The organism is Jannaschia faecimaris (genome assembly GCF_900107415.1).
In the GTDB taxonomy this organism is placed as follows: Bacteria; Pseudomonadota; Alphaproteobacteria; order Rhodobacterales; family Rhodobacteraceae; genus Jannaschia; species Jannaschia faecimaris.
In genome coordinates this window covers 320,872-335,541 of sequence record NZ_FNPX01000001.1, presented here as the reverse complement: position 1 = coordinate 335,541, position 14,670 = coordinate 320,872, and the positions used below count along the sequence as shown (strand labels likewise).

Annotated in this window: 12 protein-coding genes; 7 read left to right on the top strand and 5 right to left on the bottom strand. The window is 61.0% G+C overall.

Annotated elements, in window-relative coordinates; translation table 11 throughout:
* Position 1 precedes the first annotated feature (1 nt).
* From mnmG to BLV27_RS01580, 4 genes are read left to right on the top strand one after another with little or no spacing between them, the layout of a single operon-like run.
* Positions 2–1,879 carry a tRNA uridine-5-carboxymethylaminomethyl(34) synthesis enzyme MnmG gene (gene mnmG / locus BLV27_RS01595; protein ID WP_092641275.1) on the top strand — a complete coding sequence of 626 codons (1,878 nt, stop codon included), beginning with the start codon at positions 2–4 and terminating at the stop codon, positions 1,877–1,879.
* Positions 1,876–2,484 (top strand): 16S rRNA (guanine(527)-N(7))-methyltransferase RsmG, encoded by a 609-nt coding sequence (gene rsmG, locus BLV27_RS01590; RefSeq protein WP_092641272.1) that lies wholly within the window; start codon positions 1,876–1,878, stop codon positions 2,482–2,484. Before mnmG ends, rsmG begins: the two co-directional genes overlap by 4 nt.
* A 59-nt stretch (positions 2,485–2,543) precedes the next feature.
* Positions 2,544–3,269, top strand: coding sequence for a ParA family protein (locus BLV27_RS01585; protein ID WP_425283630.1), 726 nt, complete (start codon positions 2,544–2,546; stop codon positions 3,267–3,269).
* Positions 3,262–4,167 (top strand): ParB/RepB/Spo0J family partition protein, encoded by a 906-nt coding sequence (locus BLV27_RS01580; protein WP_092641266.1) that lies wholly within the window; start codon positions 3,262–3,264, stop codon positions 4,165–4,167. Before BLV27_RS01585 ends, BLV27_RS01580 begins: the two co-directional genes overlap by 8 nt.
* On the opposite strand, the gene hemW is transcribed toward BLV27_RS01580, so the two are convergent.
* The 3 genes from hemW to rph form a co-directional block, all read right to left on the bottom strand.
* A complete protein-coding gene (hemW, locus tag BLV27_RS01575) occupies positions 4,147–5,307 on the bottom strand; it encodes a radical SAM family heme chaperone HemW (protein WP_092641263.1) in 1,161 nt (386 codons plus the stop codon). The genes BLV27_RS01580 and hemW overlap by 21 nt on opposite strands.
* Positions 5,308–5,368: 61 nt before the next feature.
* Positions 5,369–5,980, bottom strand: coding sequence for a non-canonical purine NTP pyrophosphatase (locus BLV27_RS01570; RefSeq protein WP_092641260.1), 612 nt, complete (start codon positions 5,978–5,980; stop codon positions 5,369–5,371).
* Positions 5,977–6,690, bottom strand: a complete 714-nt coding sequence (rph, locus tag BLV27_RS01565; RefSeq protein WP_092641257.1) for a ribonuclease PH — start codon at positions 6,688–6,690, stop codon at positions 5,977–5,979. The genes BLV27_RS01570 and rph overlap by 4 nt, the downstream gene beginning before the upstream one ends.
* Before the next feature lie 133 nt (positions 6,691–6,823).
* Between rph and hrcA the strand changes: the two genes are divergently transcribed.
* On the top strand, positions 6,824–7,888 hold the full coding sequence (hrcA, locus tag BLV27_RS01560) for a heat-inducible transcriptional repressor HrcA (RefSeq protein WP_092642022.1): 1,065 nt from the start codon (positions 6,824–6,826) through the stop codon (positions 7,886–7,888).
* Positions 7,889–7,906: 18 nt separating this feature from the next.
* Positions 7,907–8,479: a nucleotide exchange factor GrpE gene (locus tag BLV27_RS01555; protein ID WP_092641254.1), complete on the top strand. Its 573-nt coding sequence runs from the start codon at positions 7,907–7,909 to the stop codon at positions 8,477–8,479.
* 12 nt (positions 8,480–8,491) lie between these two features.
* On the opposite strand, the gene mutS is transcribed toward BLV27_RS01555, so the two are convergent.
* Positions 8,492–11,089 (bottom strand): DNA mismatch repair protein MutS, encoded by a 2,598-nt coding sequence (mutS, locus tag BLV27_RS01550; RefSeq protein ID WP_244504498.1) that lies wholly within the window; start codon positions 11,087–11,089, stop codon positions 8,492–8,494.
* Positions 11,090–11,171: 82 nt separating this feature from the next.
* On the opposite strand from mutS, the gene BLV27_RS01545 reads away from it, so the two are divergent.
* Positions 11,172–13,433, top strand: a complete 2,262-nt coding sequence (locus tag BLV27_RS01545) for an NADP-dependent malic enzyme (RefSeq protein WP_092641251.1) — start codon at positions 11,172–11,174, stop codon at positions 13,431–13,433.
* Positions 13,434–13,505: 72 nt separating this feature from the next.
* Here the strand turns inward: BLV27_RS01545 and dnaJ are convergent, their stop codons facing one another.
* Entirely contained in the window at positions 13,506–14,666 is a 1,161-nt protein-coding gene (dnaJ, locus tag BLV27_RS01540) for a molecular chaperone DnaJ (RefSeq protein WP_092642017.1), read from the bottom strand.
* Positions 14,667–14,670: the final 4 nt, after the last annotated feature.

Here is a 14,670-nt window from a genome sequence, read left to right as displayed (position 1 = left end):
AGTGTTTCACGTGAAACACACAGCCTTCGATGTTCTGGTCATTGGTGCGGGTCATGCCGGCACCGAAGCTGCGCATGCTGCTTGGCGAATGGGCGCGAGGGTGGCGCTGATCACATTTCAGAAGTCTGATATTGGAGTCATGTCGTGCAACCCGGCGATCGGGGGGCTAGGTAAGGGCCATTTGGTTCGGGAGATCGACGCGCTTGACGGGATCATGGGTCGTGTCGCCGATCGTGCGGCGATTCAATTTCGGCTGCTGAATCGGCGTAAAGGTCCTGCGGTTCGCGGACCCCGAGTTCAGGCGGATCGAGCGCTCTACCAGGCCGCGATGCAATCGGAGATCAACGCGGCACATGGACTGGAAGTGATTGAGGCTGAAGTCGTTGACTTGTTGTCCGAGGAAGATGGTACGATTAATGGCGTCAGGCTTGGTGACGGAACAGATATTCCTGCAGGTGCGACGATCCTGACATCAGGCACGTTTCTCCGTGGATTGATGCACATCGGTGATGAGAAGACCGTTGGCGGGCGGCATGGCGCTAATGCTTCAATGCGCCTGGCAGATCGGATTCGTGATCTTGGCGTTCGGATCGGGCGGTTAAAGACGGGAACGCCCCCGCGTATTCGCCGGAGTTCGATCAGATTCGAAGGCCTAGAAGAGCAGGTTGGTGACGAGACCCCGACACTTTTCTCCTTTCTCCATGATAAGGCTTTTGCGCCCCAAATTTCCTGCTCAATTACGCACACAAACGAGAGGACTCACGATATCATCCGTGCGAACCTTGATCGTTCGGCGATGTACGGAGGCATGATTGACGGCACTGGCCCGCGTTATTGCCCGTCGATTGAAGATAAGGTGGTACGCTTTTCTGAGAAGACGTCGCATCAGATCTTTCTAGAGCCCGAAAGTCTGACGTCCGACCTGGTCTATCCAAACGGCATTTCGACCTCTCTTCCGGCGGATGTGCAGCTTGACTACGTTCGCTCCATCGCAGGCCTTGAGCAGGCGGAGATAGCGCAGCTAGGCTATGCAATTGAGTATGATTTCGTAGATCCGAGGGGCCTTACTTCGGGGCTTATGGTTCACGGTGCCCGAGGATTGTACCTAGCGGGCCAGATTAATGGCACGACCGGCTATGAGGAGGCCGCAGGTCAAGGTCTTGTTGCCGCCATCAATGCCGTGAAGGCAGTTCGCGGCGAAGAAGCCGTCCGCTTTTCGAGGTCGGAGGGCTATCTTGGCGTGATGATTGACGATTTGACGACACGGGGCGTGACCGAACCCTACCGTATGTTTACGTCACGCGCAGAGTATCGGCTTTTGCTTCGCGCGGACAATGCGGATTCTCGCTTGACCCCGCGTGGTGTTGAGATCGGGTGTGTCGGGGAGCGGCGAGCTGCGACGTTCGGTGCTAAGGCTGCAGAGCTTGCTGACCATCGATCTAGTATGGAGGGCGAGCTGCTATCGGCGAAAACGCTGATCGATCTTGGCTTGAACATCCGTCCAGACTCGCCGGCGAGGAGTGGATATGAGACGCTACGGCTTAAAGATTGTGATCCCGCTGTACTGATAGCGGCTGTTCCAGCGTTTCACGAACTGAAGATTGCCGCTGTGGAGCAGCTTCGGTGCGGTGCGGTGTATGATTCTTATGTGGCGCGGCAGCTTAAGGAGATCGAGAGTGTCCGGGCAAACGAAGGGCTAGCGATACCGGCTGGGTTTGATTTCGGCGCAATAGATGGTCTGTCGTCCGAGGTGAGGAGTAAGTTCCAGACTGTTCGCCCGGAGACGTTGGCTCAGGCTGGCCGAATTGAGGGCATTACGCCTGCAGCGATCGTCGTTCTTTTGGCGGCCATCCGACACGGGACTCGTCGGACGGCATGAGCATCATATCAACACACTTCGATGTTTCACGTGAAACACAGGACGCATTGGATCATCTGGAAGTTCTTGTCAGAAAATGGAACCCGCGAATAAACCTCGTTGCCAAGTCGACGCTTGCCGCCCTTCAAGATCGACACTTCGCCGATGGCATTGCGCTAATTCGTTACGGAGAAGGGGTGGGGAAATGGGTAGATCTGGGAAGCGGAGGTGGCTTTCCCGGGCTTGTCGTTGCAATCATTGAGGGTGGCAAGCGGCCCATAAAATTGATCGAGAGCGACGGCCGCAAGTGCGCGTTCCTGGCGACGGCTCGGCGCGAGTTGGGCCTGAGTGTCGAGATTGTCAATTCAAGGATCGAGGCGGCTGACCCACAACGTGCTGAGGTCATCAGTGCGCGTGCACTCGCCCCACTCCCGGGTTTGTTGGAATTTTCGGCGCGGCACGTGGCGGAAGATGGTGCGCTACTTTTCTTGAAGGGCGCGAACTGGCGTAGCGAAGATCTAGTGGCGCGGAAGAATTGGGAGTATGATTTGGAGGTCTTTGACAACCCGGCAGGCACCGGGTCGGTAATCTTGAAAATAAAAAACGCGCGGCGGATCAAGCAGTGAAACCAAAGATAATAAGCATCGCGAACCAAAAGGGTGGCGTCGGAAAGACGACCACGGCCATAAATTTGGGCGCAGCGCTCGCCATGCGGGGTGAGCGTGTTCTCCTGATCGACCTCGATCCGCAGGGGAATGCGTCAACCGGTCTTGGTGTTTCGAAGGAGACGCGGCACCAAAGCACTTATGACCTCATTCTTGGGGAGTCAGCGCCTTCTGACATTGCGCAGCAGACAGATGTCGAGAACTTGTGGATCGTACCGGCCACGATGGATCTGAGCTCGGCAGACACCGAACTGATGAGCAGTGCACGGCGCGTGATGCACCTCCGAAACGCTTTGCGGCTTCGAGATACCCCATATTCCTATATTTTGATCGATTGCCCACCATCTCTAAATCTTCTGACGATAAACGCTTTTGTAGCGTCGGATACGATACTGGTCCCGCTACAAGCTGAATTCTTCGCCTTGGAGGGTCTTTCCCAGCTCCTTCTGACGGTTCGCGAGGTGCGAACGACGGCGAACTCCGATCTTCGGGTGGAAGGGGTTGTCCTGACGATGTTTGATCGTCGGAATAATCTCTGCCTCCAGGTGGAGGAGGATGCGCGGGAGAACTTGGGCGATCTGGTTTTCCAGACGAAGATCCCCCGAAATGTTCGCCTGAGCGAGGCACCAAGCTATGCGATGCCGGTCTTGAACTACGACCCCACGTCCCGCGGAGCGATCGCGTACCGCAGTCTTGCGGCGGAACTTTTACAGCGAAATAATGTGAAGCAGGTGTCCCATGTCTGAAGTCCCGCAAAAACGCGCGATGCGGCGCGGATTGTCCGCATTGATGGCCGATGTCGGTGTCTCGGCAACTGATATGGACGGCGGCGTCTCACTCGATCAGATGATGCCGATCGAAAAGATCAGGCCGAATCCCGAGCAGCCACGTCGGTCTTTCGACGAAGGCGACCTGTCAGACCTGGCGGCATCGATTTCGCAGAAGGGCGTGATTCAACCTCTGATTGTTCGTCCGGACCCTGGGCGGCCGGGCGATTTCCAGATCGTTGCGGGCGAGCGCCGTTGGCGCGCTGCGCAGCGGGCGGGACTTCACGAGGTGCCGGTCGTGCGCCGGGACATGGACGACACGGAGGTCCTCGAAATCGCGATCATTGAGAATATTCAAAGGTCGGATTTGAACGCGATTGAAGAGGCACTCGGATTTCGTCAACTTATGGAGAAGTTCGGGCATACGCAGGAAAAGTTGAGCACTGTCCTGGGAAAGTCGCGCAGTCATGTCGCGAACCTGATGCGTCTTCTGAAATTGCCGGACGTCGTGCAGGATCTTCTGCGCGAGGGAATGCTCTCCGCAGGCCATGCGCGCGCGTTGATCAATGCGCCCGACCCGGTGGCACTGGCGAAGCGCGTTGTGAGTGGTGGGCTGTCCGTTCGCGAAACGGAGCGGTTGGCGAAGGCAGCGACCAACCCTCGGGGTGAAACATCGGCACCGACCGGGCGGTCGTCGGCGGAGAAGGACGCGGACACGCGGGCACTGGAAGGTGATCTGTCAGCGGCGCTTGGTTTGAGCGTCAAGATTGATCATGCGACTGCTGGTGACGGCGGGCACATTTCGGTTCGATACAAGTCGCTCGACGATCTGGACCGGCTGTGTCAGCTTTTGTCGTCAGGCCTCGACCGGGCTTAGTTCGACCAAGACTGAATTTAGCAGCAGCGTGCCGGATTCCGTTGCATAGAGCCTGTTTTTATTGGTTCGGACAAACCCTTGGGCCATCATTCGAGACAGCCCATCGGCGTCAATTGAACCTCCAAGGCGGGCATAGCGGTCGAGATCCAGACCTTCCTGCAGCCGCAGGCCCATAAGTAAAAACTCTTCGGCGACTTCTTGTTGCGGAAGTACGCTCTCCCGCATCGTGCCCGTTCCCGTCTTCTCGACGCGGGTAATCCAGGCATCCGGCATGGGTGCCGCTTCCGACGCAATCCTTGCGGTGGGCATCGTTAGGCGCCCATGCGCACCGGGCCCAACCCCGACCCAGTCGCCGCCGCGCCAATAGATCGTGTTATGCCGGGACTCGGCCCCGGCACGCGCGTGGTTCGATGTTTCGTACCGACGGTAGCCAGCTGCGCTGCACAGATCCTGCGTGATGTTCCAAAGGTCGACGGACAGATCCTCGTCGGGCAAACCGGGCAGGCGACCCGCGGCGTGCCGGCGACCAAAGGCCGTCCCGTCCTCGATTGTCAGTTGATACAGGGAAAGGTGATCGCCCGCGAACGTCAGCGCTTGGGCCAACTCCTGTTCCCATGCCTTTGCGGATTGATCCTGTCGAGCATAGATCAGGTCGCAAGACACGCGATCCACAAGTTCTTTTGCAAGATCGAATGCAATCCTGCCCTCGCTGACGCTGTGCAGACGGCCCAGCTGCTTCAGATCTTGATCGTTCAACGCTTGAAGACCTACCGAGATACGGTTGACACCGCCATCTACGAACCCGGAAAACCGGCCAGCATCCACGGACGTCGGGTTAGCTTCCAAGGTAACTTCCAGGTCGTTTGCGGCGGTCCACCGGGTGCGGGCCCGGTCAATAATCGCGGCCACTGTCTCGGGCACCATCATCGAGGGCGTTCCCCCGCCGAAAAAGATCGAGGTCAAAATTCGCGGCCCAGTCCGCTCAGCCCAATAGTCAATGTCCCGCAGAAGGGCGGCGCGCCAACGGTCTTGCTCGACGCGGTCGGTGATATGACTGTTAAAGTCGCAATACGGGCATTTCGCGGCGCAGAATGGCCAATGGACATAAAGCCCGAACCCTGCCTCCTGCCAGTTTTCCATCATGTACCCCGGACTGCGATACGGTTGACTGCGTGCGGGACGTAGATTGACACCCGGCTCATCACTTGGCCCCAAAGCAGGCCGCCATCTTGCGCAGCGCGGCGGAGCGGTGGCTGATGGCGTTCTTCTGTTCCGTAGGCATTTCCGCAAACGTCAGGTCAAAGCCGTCGGGCTGAAACATCGGGTCGTACCCGTGCCCGACCGTACCCCGTATCGGCCAGACAAGGTGGCCGGAGACGTGACCCTCGAAAACCTCCTCATGCCCGTCGGGCCAAAGAAGGACGAGCGTGGCACAGAACCGGGCTGTGCGCGGTTCCGGCGCGTTGCGCGATTCAAGCTCCGTCCAGGCGCGGGTCATCGCCATAACGAAGTCGCGGCCGTCGGGCGTTTCGGCCCAGTCGGCCGTATGAACACCAGGGGCCCCGTCCAGACCATCGATCTCTATGCCGGAGTCGTCGGCCAACGCGGGCAGGCCTGTGGCCTCTACTGCGGCGCGTGCCTTGATGCGGGCGTTGCCAACGAAAGTCTGTTCGGTTTCCACGGGCTCAGGCAGGTCGAAATCGCGGTTCGATCGGCAGGTGATGCCGAGGGGGGACAGAAGGGCCTTGAACTCGTCCAGCTTGCCCAGGTTGTGAGTTGCGATCAGCAACTCTTTCCCCTCGAAGGTCCTCATGCGACGGCGGCTTTTTGCGCGGCGACCAACTCGCCCACGCCTTTTTCGGCAAGGCCCATCAGCTCCGCGAACTGGCCCTTGCTGAACGTCGCACCTTCGGCGCTGGCCTGAAGTTCGATCATCTGACCCGCGCCTGTCATGACAAAGTTGCCATCTGTCCCGGCTTCGGAATCCTCGGGGTAGTCCAGGTCCAGAACCGATTGGCCGGCGTAGACACCGCAGCTGACGGCGGCGACGTGGTCGATGATCGGGTCAGATACGATGTCTCCGGCCTTCAGCAACTTGTTCACCGCCAGGCGCAACGCGATCCACCCGCCGGTGATCGATGCGCAGCGGGTGCCGCCGTCGGCTTGGATCACGTCGCAGTCGACGGTGATCTGCCGCTCGCCCAAGGCGCTGCGGTCGATGCCCGCGCGCAGGGACCGCCCGATCAGGCGCTGAATTTCCTGCGTGCGGCCCGATTGCTTGCCTGCTGCGGATTCGCGCCGCATCCGTGTCGTCGTGGCGCGGGGCAGCATTCCATATTCCGCCGTAACCCAGCCCAACCCGGTGTTGCGCAGGAAGGGGGGCACCCGCTCCTCCAGCGATGCAGTGCAGAGGACGTGGGTGTCGCCGCACCGGATCATGCAGGATCCCTCGGCGTGCCTCGTCACATTGGTTTCGATCGAAATGTCGCGCATCTGGTCAAGGGCTCGTCCTGAGGGTCGCATATGTCTCTCCTGTGTCGTGGTTGGCTCCGACATGAACCTCGGCCTTGCGCGGTGCAACCCCCCGGAATGTCGCTGGCGGATTGACCCGGGCGGTCTGGTTGCATACATCCCGTACGCCCCCATCGGACACAACATGAACGATAACGCCCAAATCCTTTCAGAAATGAACGAACGCTCCCGCGAAGTTTTTCGCCGGGTTGTCGAAGGGTATCTGGGCACCGGAGACCCGGTTGGAAGTCGTACACTGACCCGTGCGATGTCGGAAAAGGTTTCCGCCGCCACGATCCGAAACGTGATGCAGGACCTGGAATTCATGGGCCTTCTGGCCGCGCCGCACATCAGCGCCGGGCGCATTCCGACGCAGGCGGGCTTGCGGATGTTCGTTGATGGCCTTCTGGAGGCAAATCTGGGCGATGAGGACCGCGACCGGATCGAGGCGACCGTGGGCTCATCGGAAGATGACGTTTCCGCCATGATGGATCGCGTGGGCAGCGCCCTGTCGGGTATCACACAGGGGGCATCGTTGGTGCTGGCCCCCAAGAGGGAGGCCCCGATCAAGCATATCGAGTTTGTCTCACTCGCTCCGGATCGCGCGCTGGTGGTTCTGGTCTTCGCGGACGGCCACGTCGAAAACCGCGTCTTCGTGCCGCCCCCCGGTCAGACGCCCAGCTCGATGCGGGAAGCCGCCAACATGCTGAACGCGCTGATCGAAGGACGCACGATTTCCGACCTTCAGCACTTGATGCTGAAGGAGGTTGCCGACCGGCGGCAGGAAATCGACACCCTGGCGCATGATCTGATCGAAAAAGGCCTGGCCGCTTGGGAAAACCAGGGTGAAAGGTCTGAGCGCCTGATCGTGCGCGGACGCTCGCACCTGTTGGAGCAGGGCGGCGACGCGGCGCAATTGGACCGCATTCGGATCCTGTTCGACGATCTTGAGCGCAAGCGGGATATCACCGAATTCCTCAGCCTGACCGAAGACGGTGAGGGAGTTCGTATTTTCATCGGGTCGGAGAACAAACTCTTCTCACTTTCCGGTTCATCTTTGGTCGTTTCTCCCTATATGAACGCGGACCGTAAAATCGTGGGCGCGGTCGGTGTGATCGGCCCTACCCGTCTCAACTATGGTCGGATCGTGCCGATCGTCGACTACACCGCACAACTGGTTGGTCGGATGCTGTCCGCCCCCAAGCGCTGAAAAATATAGAGGTTAGATATGGCCGAGCCGAAGGATGATGGATTCCTCGACGATCCCGAAATGATGGTGGACGAAGAATTCGACCTCGACGCTGCGATGGAAGAAGATCCGGACGCGTCACCGAAGTCGGGTCGTGCGGCTATGGACGCCCTCATCGCCGAGCGTGACGAGATGCGCGACCGGCTGATGCGGTCGCTGGCCGAGGCCGAGAACGTCCGCAAGCGCGCCGCGCGCGAGCGGGTCGAAGCGGAGCAATATGGCGGGTCCAAGCTGGCGCGTGACATGCTGCCCGTCTACGACAACTTGCGCCGCGCGCTGGATGCAGCCGGCGAGGCGGACGATGCTGTCATCGAAGGTGTAAAACTGACGCTGAAAGAAATTCTTTCGGTTTTCAACAAGCATGGAATCACCCTTGTCTCACCCGAGGTGGGGGACAAGTTTGACCCACAGATGCATCAGGCGATGTTCGAGGCACCACTGCCCGGCACCAAGGCGGGCGAAATCATTCAGGTCGCGGCTGAAGGTTTCATGCTACGCGACCGCCTTTTGCGCCCCGCGCAAGTTGGGGTGTCGTCGACGCCTGCTAACTGAGCCGGCCAGCGGTCAGGTCAGGGACTTTAACTCGTAGATCAGATCCAACGCCTGTTTCGGCGTCAGTTCGTCGGGTAGAATATCGCGCAGCCGTCCTTCGGCTGCGCTTTCCTTTTTCGGGGCGGGTACTGGCACCGGGGTTGCTGAAAACAGTGGTAGATCGTCGATCATCGCCTTGGGTTTCGTGCCCCCTTCCCGCTCGCCCTCCTCCAGCGCGGTCAGCACGGCGCGGGCCCGGGCGACCACCGCGTCCGGCAGCCCTGCCAGTTTGGCGACCTGAACCCCGTAGGAGCGGTCAGCGGCACCGTCGCATACCTCGTGCAGGAAAATGACGTCGCCCTCCCACTCGCGGACGGCGACGGTGGCGTTCTCCACCCCGGTCAACTTGGCCGACAACGCCGTCATCTCATGGTAATGCGTCGCAAAGAGCGCGCGGCAGCGGTTCACGTCATGCAAGTGCTCTAGCGTGGCCCACGCGATGCTCAACCCGTCGTACGTGGCGGTCCCGCGTCCGATTTCGTCCAGGATCACGAAGCTGCGCTCATCTGCCTGATTCAGGATTGCGGCCGTTTCCACCATCTCGACCATGAATGTCGATCGCCCCCGTGCCAGATCATCCGACGCGCCGACGCGGCTGAACAACTGGCTAACAATCCCGATATGCGCGGCCTCGGCCGGCACGAAACTGCCCATCTGGGCCAGCACGGCAAGCAGTGCGTTCTGCCGCAGCCATGTCGACTTACCCGCCATGTTTGGCCCGGTCAGCAGTCGAATTGCCGCCCCGTCTTCCGCCGTCAGCGCGGTATCGTTGGCCACGAAGGGCGCGCCGTCGCGCTTCAAGGCACGTTCGACCACGGGGTGGCGTCCCGCTGTCACCTCGAACGCGCGGCTGCCGTCAACACGGGGGCGGGTCCAGCCTTCGCCGCGTGCCAGGTCGGCCAGCGCTGTTGCAACGTCCAGTTCGGCCAGGGCGCGCGCGGCGGCGAATATCGAGTCTGACGCGGCTAGAACGGCACTGCTCAGGGAGGCGAAAATCCGTTCCTCGATTGCTTGCGCCCGACCCCCGGCATTGAGGATCCTGGTCTCTAATTCGGACAATTCAACAGTCGTGAACCGGACTTGATTGGCTGTTGTCTGCCGGTGGATGAATCGCTCGTCGGTGCGCATCTTGTCGGCATGGGTCGCGGTCGTTTCGATGAAGTAGCCCAGCACGTTGTTATGCTTCACCTTCAGCGAGCCGATGCCCGTTGCATCGACGTATTCCTTTTGGAGCGCTGCGATGACTCCCCTACCCTCATCTCTCAGCTTGCGCGCTTCATCGAGTTCGGTGTCGTAACCGGGCGCGATTACACCGCCATCGCGCAGTGCAAGCGGCGGCTCGGCAACGAGCGCCGCGTCCAACAGCCGAAGCAGCTCCTCCTGCCCGATCAGGTCGCTGATATCGAGCGGCAAATCAGTCTTTGACAAGCGGGAAAACAGCATCTCAGCCGCCTCAAGCCCACCACGGATCGCGGCCAGATCCCGTGGTCCGCCACGATCCAGCGAAAGGCGCGAAAGGGCGCGGTCCATGTCGGGCGCACGCCGCAGCGTTGCCCGGGTGTCATCGGCCAGCGTATCGTTCGTAACGGCCCAGTCCACGCTGTCGAGCCGCGCGCAAATGATATCTTCCTGCGTCGACGGCGCTGAAACGCGGCGCTCCAGCAGCCGCCCACCCCCGGCCGTTGTCGTTCGGTCAATCGCCCAGAGAAGCGACCCGTCGCGCCCACCGGATGCCCCGCGCGTCAGCTCCAGATTGCGGCGCGTTGCGGCGTCGATCGCCATCAGGGTCGACGCGGCTTCGCGCTTGGGTGGCCGCATCATGGGGAGTTTGCCGCGTTGCGTGATCTCGATATATTCGACCAAGGCACCCATCGCGCCAAGCTCCGCCCGGTCGAACGAGCCAAACGCGTCAAGCGACCCGACATCGAACAAAGTCTGCAATCGTCCTTGTGCTGAGCCTGAATCAAAGGCGCTGCGCCCTAGCGGCGTGACCGCCGCGCCCAGGTCCTCGACGATGCCTTCGACACCAGAGTCCTCGGCCAGCACGACCTCCGATACGCCGATCCGGGCAAGGTCAGGCCCCAGCCGCACGCGCGGGGAACCCGCCACATGGAACGCACCGGTGGAGATATCGGCCCAGGCCAAGGCCCCCTTGCCGCGTACTTCGCACCACGCGGCAAGGTAGTTGTGCGCGCGAGCGTCCAGGAGCGTATCTTCGGTCAGGGTGCCCGGCGTCACAAGCCGCACGATTCCCCGCTTGACCACCGACTTTGAGCCGCGCTTCTTGGCTTCCTCCGGCGCTTCCAGTTGTTCAGCCACGGCGACGCGAAAGCCCTTGCGGATAAGCGTCATCAGGTAATTCTCGGCCGAGTGCACCGGGACGCCGCACATGGCGATGTCCTGTTCCAGATGCTTGCCGCGTTTGGTCAGAGCGATGTCCAGCGCCGCCGAGGCGGCGACGGCGTCGTCGAAGAACAGCTCGTAAAAATCGCCCATCCGGTAGAACAGCAAGGCCTCGGGGGCCTCGGCCTTGATCTCCAGATACTGGGCCATCATCGGCGTGACGGACATGAAACCCCCGGTGTTAGCGAATGCACCCTATCGCCCTCAGATCGGGGCCGCTACACCATCTGGGCCTTGAGGGAGGAACAACATGGCCGGACGCAGCAAGATCACCGACGCAGAGGCGCTTGCCTACCATCTTGACCCCCGTCCGGGGAAAATCGAGATCAACGCTTCGACCGCGATGGCAACGCAGCGCGATCTGTCGCTGGCCTATTCGCCCGGCGTGGCTGTCCCCTGCGAGGCGATCGCGGCCAATCCGGCACTGGCCTATGACTACACCACCAAGGGGAACCTGGTCGCAGTGATCTCCAACGGCACGGCGGTTCTGGGGCTAGGCAACCTAGGCGCGTTGGCGTCCAAGCCGGTGATGGAAGGTAAGGCTGTCCTGTTCAAACGCTTTGCCGACGTGAACTCCATCGACATCGAACTGGACACAGAGGAGGTCGATGCCTTCGTCGCCGCCGTCAAACTGATGGGGCCGTCGTTCGGTGGGATCAACCTGGAGGACATCAAGGCCCCGGAATGCTTCATGATCGAAAGCCAGTTGAAGGAAGCGATGGATATCCCCGTCTTCCACGACGACCAACATGGAACGGCCGTGATTTGCGCCGCCGGCCTGATCAACGCGCTGCATATCTCCGGCAAGAAGATCGAGGATGTGCGTATCGTTCTCAACGGGGCCGGTGCCGCGGGAATCGCCTGTCTGGAACTGCTCAAGACGATGGGGGCCCGGCACGAGAACTGCATCATGTGCGACACCAAGGGCGTCATCTACCAGGGGCGGACTACGGGGATGAACCAATGGAAATCGGCGCACGCGGTCAAGACCGACCTGCGCACGCTCGACGATGCAATGAAGGGCGCGGATGTCTTCCTCGGCGTCTCGGCCAAGGGCGCAGTGACACAAGAAATGGTCTCTAACATGGCGGAAAACCCCGTCATCTTCGCCATGGCCAACCCCGACCCTGAGATCACGCCGGAAGAGGCGCATCAGGTGCGCGCGGACGCCATCGTTGCAACCGGGCGGTCGGACTATCCCAACCAGGTGAACAACGTCCTTGGTTTTCCATACCTTTTCCGTGGCGCACTCGACATCCATGCGCGGGCGATCAACGACGAAATGAAAATCGCCTGCGCCGAGGCCTTGGCGGAACTGGCCCGCGAAGATGTCCCGGACGAAGTCGCCGTGGCATATGGGCGCAAATTGTCCTTTGGTAGAGACTATATCATCCCGACACCCTTCGACCCACGACTGATCCACGTGATCCCCCCGGCGGTTGCCAAGGCGGGAATGGACACCGGCGTTGCACGTCGCCCCATCGTCGACATGCCGGGCTATGCTGACAGTCTGGCGGCGCGCATGGATCCAACGGCGAGCATCGTGCAGGGCATCTCTGCCCGTGCGCGCCAAGCGCAGGCGCGGATGATCTTTGCCGAAGGGGACGACCCCCGCGTGCTGCGTGCCGCCGTGGCCTATCAGCGGAACGGCTATGGCAAGGCACTGGTCGTCGGGCGCGACGATGATGTGCGCGCCAAGCTGGAGGCCGCAGGTCTGGGTGATGCGACGCGGGAGCTGGAAGTGGTAAACGCGGCAAACACCCGGCACTTGGAAATATACAAGACGTTTCTCTATGAGCGGTTGCAGCGGCAGGGCTACGACCAACAGGACGTGCACCGCCTTGCGTCCCGTGACCGGCATGTCTTCGCGGCGCTGATGCTGGCGCATGAACATGGGGATGGTTTGGTTACGGGGGCGACGCGCAAGTCGGCCCACGCGATCCGGCTGCTGGATCATGTCTTCGACATACAGAAAAACCCCGATGCGGTTGGTATCACTGCACTGCTGCATCGCGGGAAAATCGTGTTGATGGGCGACACGCTGGTCAACGAATGGCCCGACGAGGAAGATTTGGCCACAATCGCGGAAGCGGGGGCCCGCGTTGCCCGCGGGCTGGGCATGGAGCCGCGCGTCGCTTTCGTCAGCTTCTCGACCTTCGGATACCCGGTGTCGGAGCGCGCGACCAAGATGCACTTGGCCCCTGTCGTGCTGGAGGCGCGTGGTGCCGACTTCGAATATGAAGGCGAGATGACTGTCGACGTTGCCCTGAACCCCGAAGTCGCGGCGCAGTACCCGTTCTCGCGCCTGACGGGCCCGGCGAATGTGTTGGTTGTGCCGGCGCGCCATTCGGCGTCCATCTCGGTCAAGTTGATGCAGGAAATGGCGGGCGCAACAATCATCGGGCCGATCCTGACGGGCGTCGACCACCCGGTTCAGATCGCCTCGATCAATTCAACCTCGTCGGATATCGTGAATATGGCGCTGCTGGCCGCTTGCCGGATCGGAAGCTAAGTCCGCTGGCGGCTTGCGCCAAAGGGAGTCTTGAAAGGACCGCGCTGCGCCGGGCAAGCGCGGTCCGTCGCTTTACTGGGTCATTCCATCCCAGAAGCCTTTAACCTTCCGGAAGAATGTATCCCCCTGCGGGTTGTTGTCGGCTTCGATCTTGTCGAACTCGCGCAGCAGTTCCTTCTGGCGGGGCGTCAGATTGACTGGCGTTTCGATCGCCAGCTCGATCATCATGTCACCAGCCGGTCCGCCGCGAAGCGCTGGCATGCCCTTGCCGCGCAGACGCATCTGGCGACCCGTTTGCGATCCGGCGGGGACCTTCACGCGGCTGCGCCCGCCGTCGATAGTCGGAACTTCGACTTCACCGCCCATCGCTGCGGTCGTCATGGACACAGGCACCGCGCAGTAGAGATTGACCGAGTCACGCTCGAAGATCGGATGGGTTTCGACGTCGATGAAGATATACAGATCGCCCGTCGGCCCGCCGCGCAGCCCTGCTTCCCCCTCGCCGGTGAGGCGAATGCGGGTGCCGGTTTCGACGCCTGCGGGGATATTGACCGAGAGCTGACGTTCTTTTTCGACCCGACCGCCGCCGCCGCACGCCTTGCATGGATTCTTGATGATCTGACCGGCCCCAGAACAGGTCGGACAGGCCCGTTCGACGGTGAAGAAACCTTGCTGTGCGCGCACCTTTCCCATTCCTGAACAGGTCGGACAGGTGGCCGGTTCAGATGCGCCTTCGGTGCCCTTGCCCTCGCAGGTGTCGCATTGCACGGCAGTGGGAACGTTGATGGTCTTCCGTTGACCGGAGAATGCCTCTTCCAGCGTGATGCGCATGTTATAGCGCAGATCGGAGCCCCGCGTCGCGCGCGTACGGCCGCCGCGACCGGCACCGGGTTGGCCACCCATGAAGTCGCCGAACAGATCTTCGAACACGTCCGAGAAAGCGCTGGCGAAATCGCCCTGCCCGCCGCCTTGGGGCCGCCGTGGACCGCCTCCGCCGCCCATGCCGCCCTCGAAGGCGGCGTGGCCGAAACGATCGTAGGCAGCTTTCTTCTCAGCGTCCTTCAGGACGTCGTACGCCTCATTCGCTTCCTTGAACTGCGCCTCAGCATTTGGATTGTCTGAATTGCGGTCGGGGTGCAATTCCTTGGCCTTACTACGGTAGGCCTTCTTGATCTCGTCCGCGTTGGCACCTTTCGGGACGCCCAGCGTCTCGTAGTAGTCACGTTTCGCCATCATT

Excerpts from the sequence above, each read along its gene's own strand:
- rsmG (WP_092641272.1), top strand. The coding sequence starts at position 1,876 with ATGAGCATCATATCAACACACTTCGATGTTTCACGTGAAACACAGGAC.
- BLV27_RS01580 (WP_092641266.1), top strand. The coding sequence starts at position 3,262 with ATGTCTGAAGTCCCGCAAAAACGCGCGATGCGGCGCGGATTGTCCGCA.
- hemW (WP_092641263.1), bottom strand. The coding sequence starts at position 5,307 with ATGGAAAACTGGCAGGAGGCAGGGTTCGGGCTTTATGTCCATTGGCCA.
- BLV27_RS01570 (WP_092641260.1), bottom strand. The coding sequence starts at position 5,980 with ATGAGGACCTTCGAGGGGAAAGAGTTGCTGATCGCAACTCACAACCTG.
- rph (WP_092641257.1), bottom strand. The coding sequence starts at position 6,690 with ATGCGACCCTCAGGACGAGCCCTTGACCAGATGCGCGACATTTCGATC.
- hrcA (WP_092642022.1), top strand. The coding sequence starts at position 6,824 with ATGAACGATAACGCCCAAATCCTTTCAGAAATGAACGAACGCTCCCGC.
- BLV27_RS01555 (WP_092641254.1), top strand. The coding sequence starts at position 7,907 with ATGGCCGAGCCGAAGGATGATGGATTCCTCGACGATCCCGAAATGATG.
- mutS (WP_244504498.1), bottom strand. The coding sequence starts at position 11,089 with ATGTCCGTCACGCCGATGATGGCCCAGTATCTGGAGATCAAGGCCGAG.
- BLV27_RS01545 (WP_092641251.1), top strand. The coding sequence starts at position 11,172 with ATGGCCGGACGCAGCAAGATCACCGACGCAGAGGCGCTTGCCTACCAT.
- dnaJ (WP_092642017.1), bottom strand. The coding sequence starts at position 14,666 with ATGGCGAAACGTGACTACTACGAGACGCTGGGCGTCCCGAAAGGTGCC.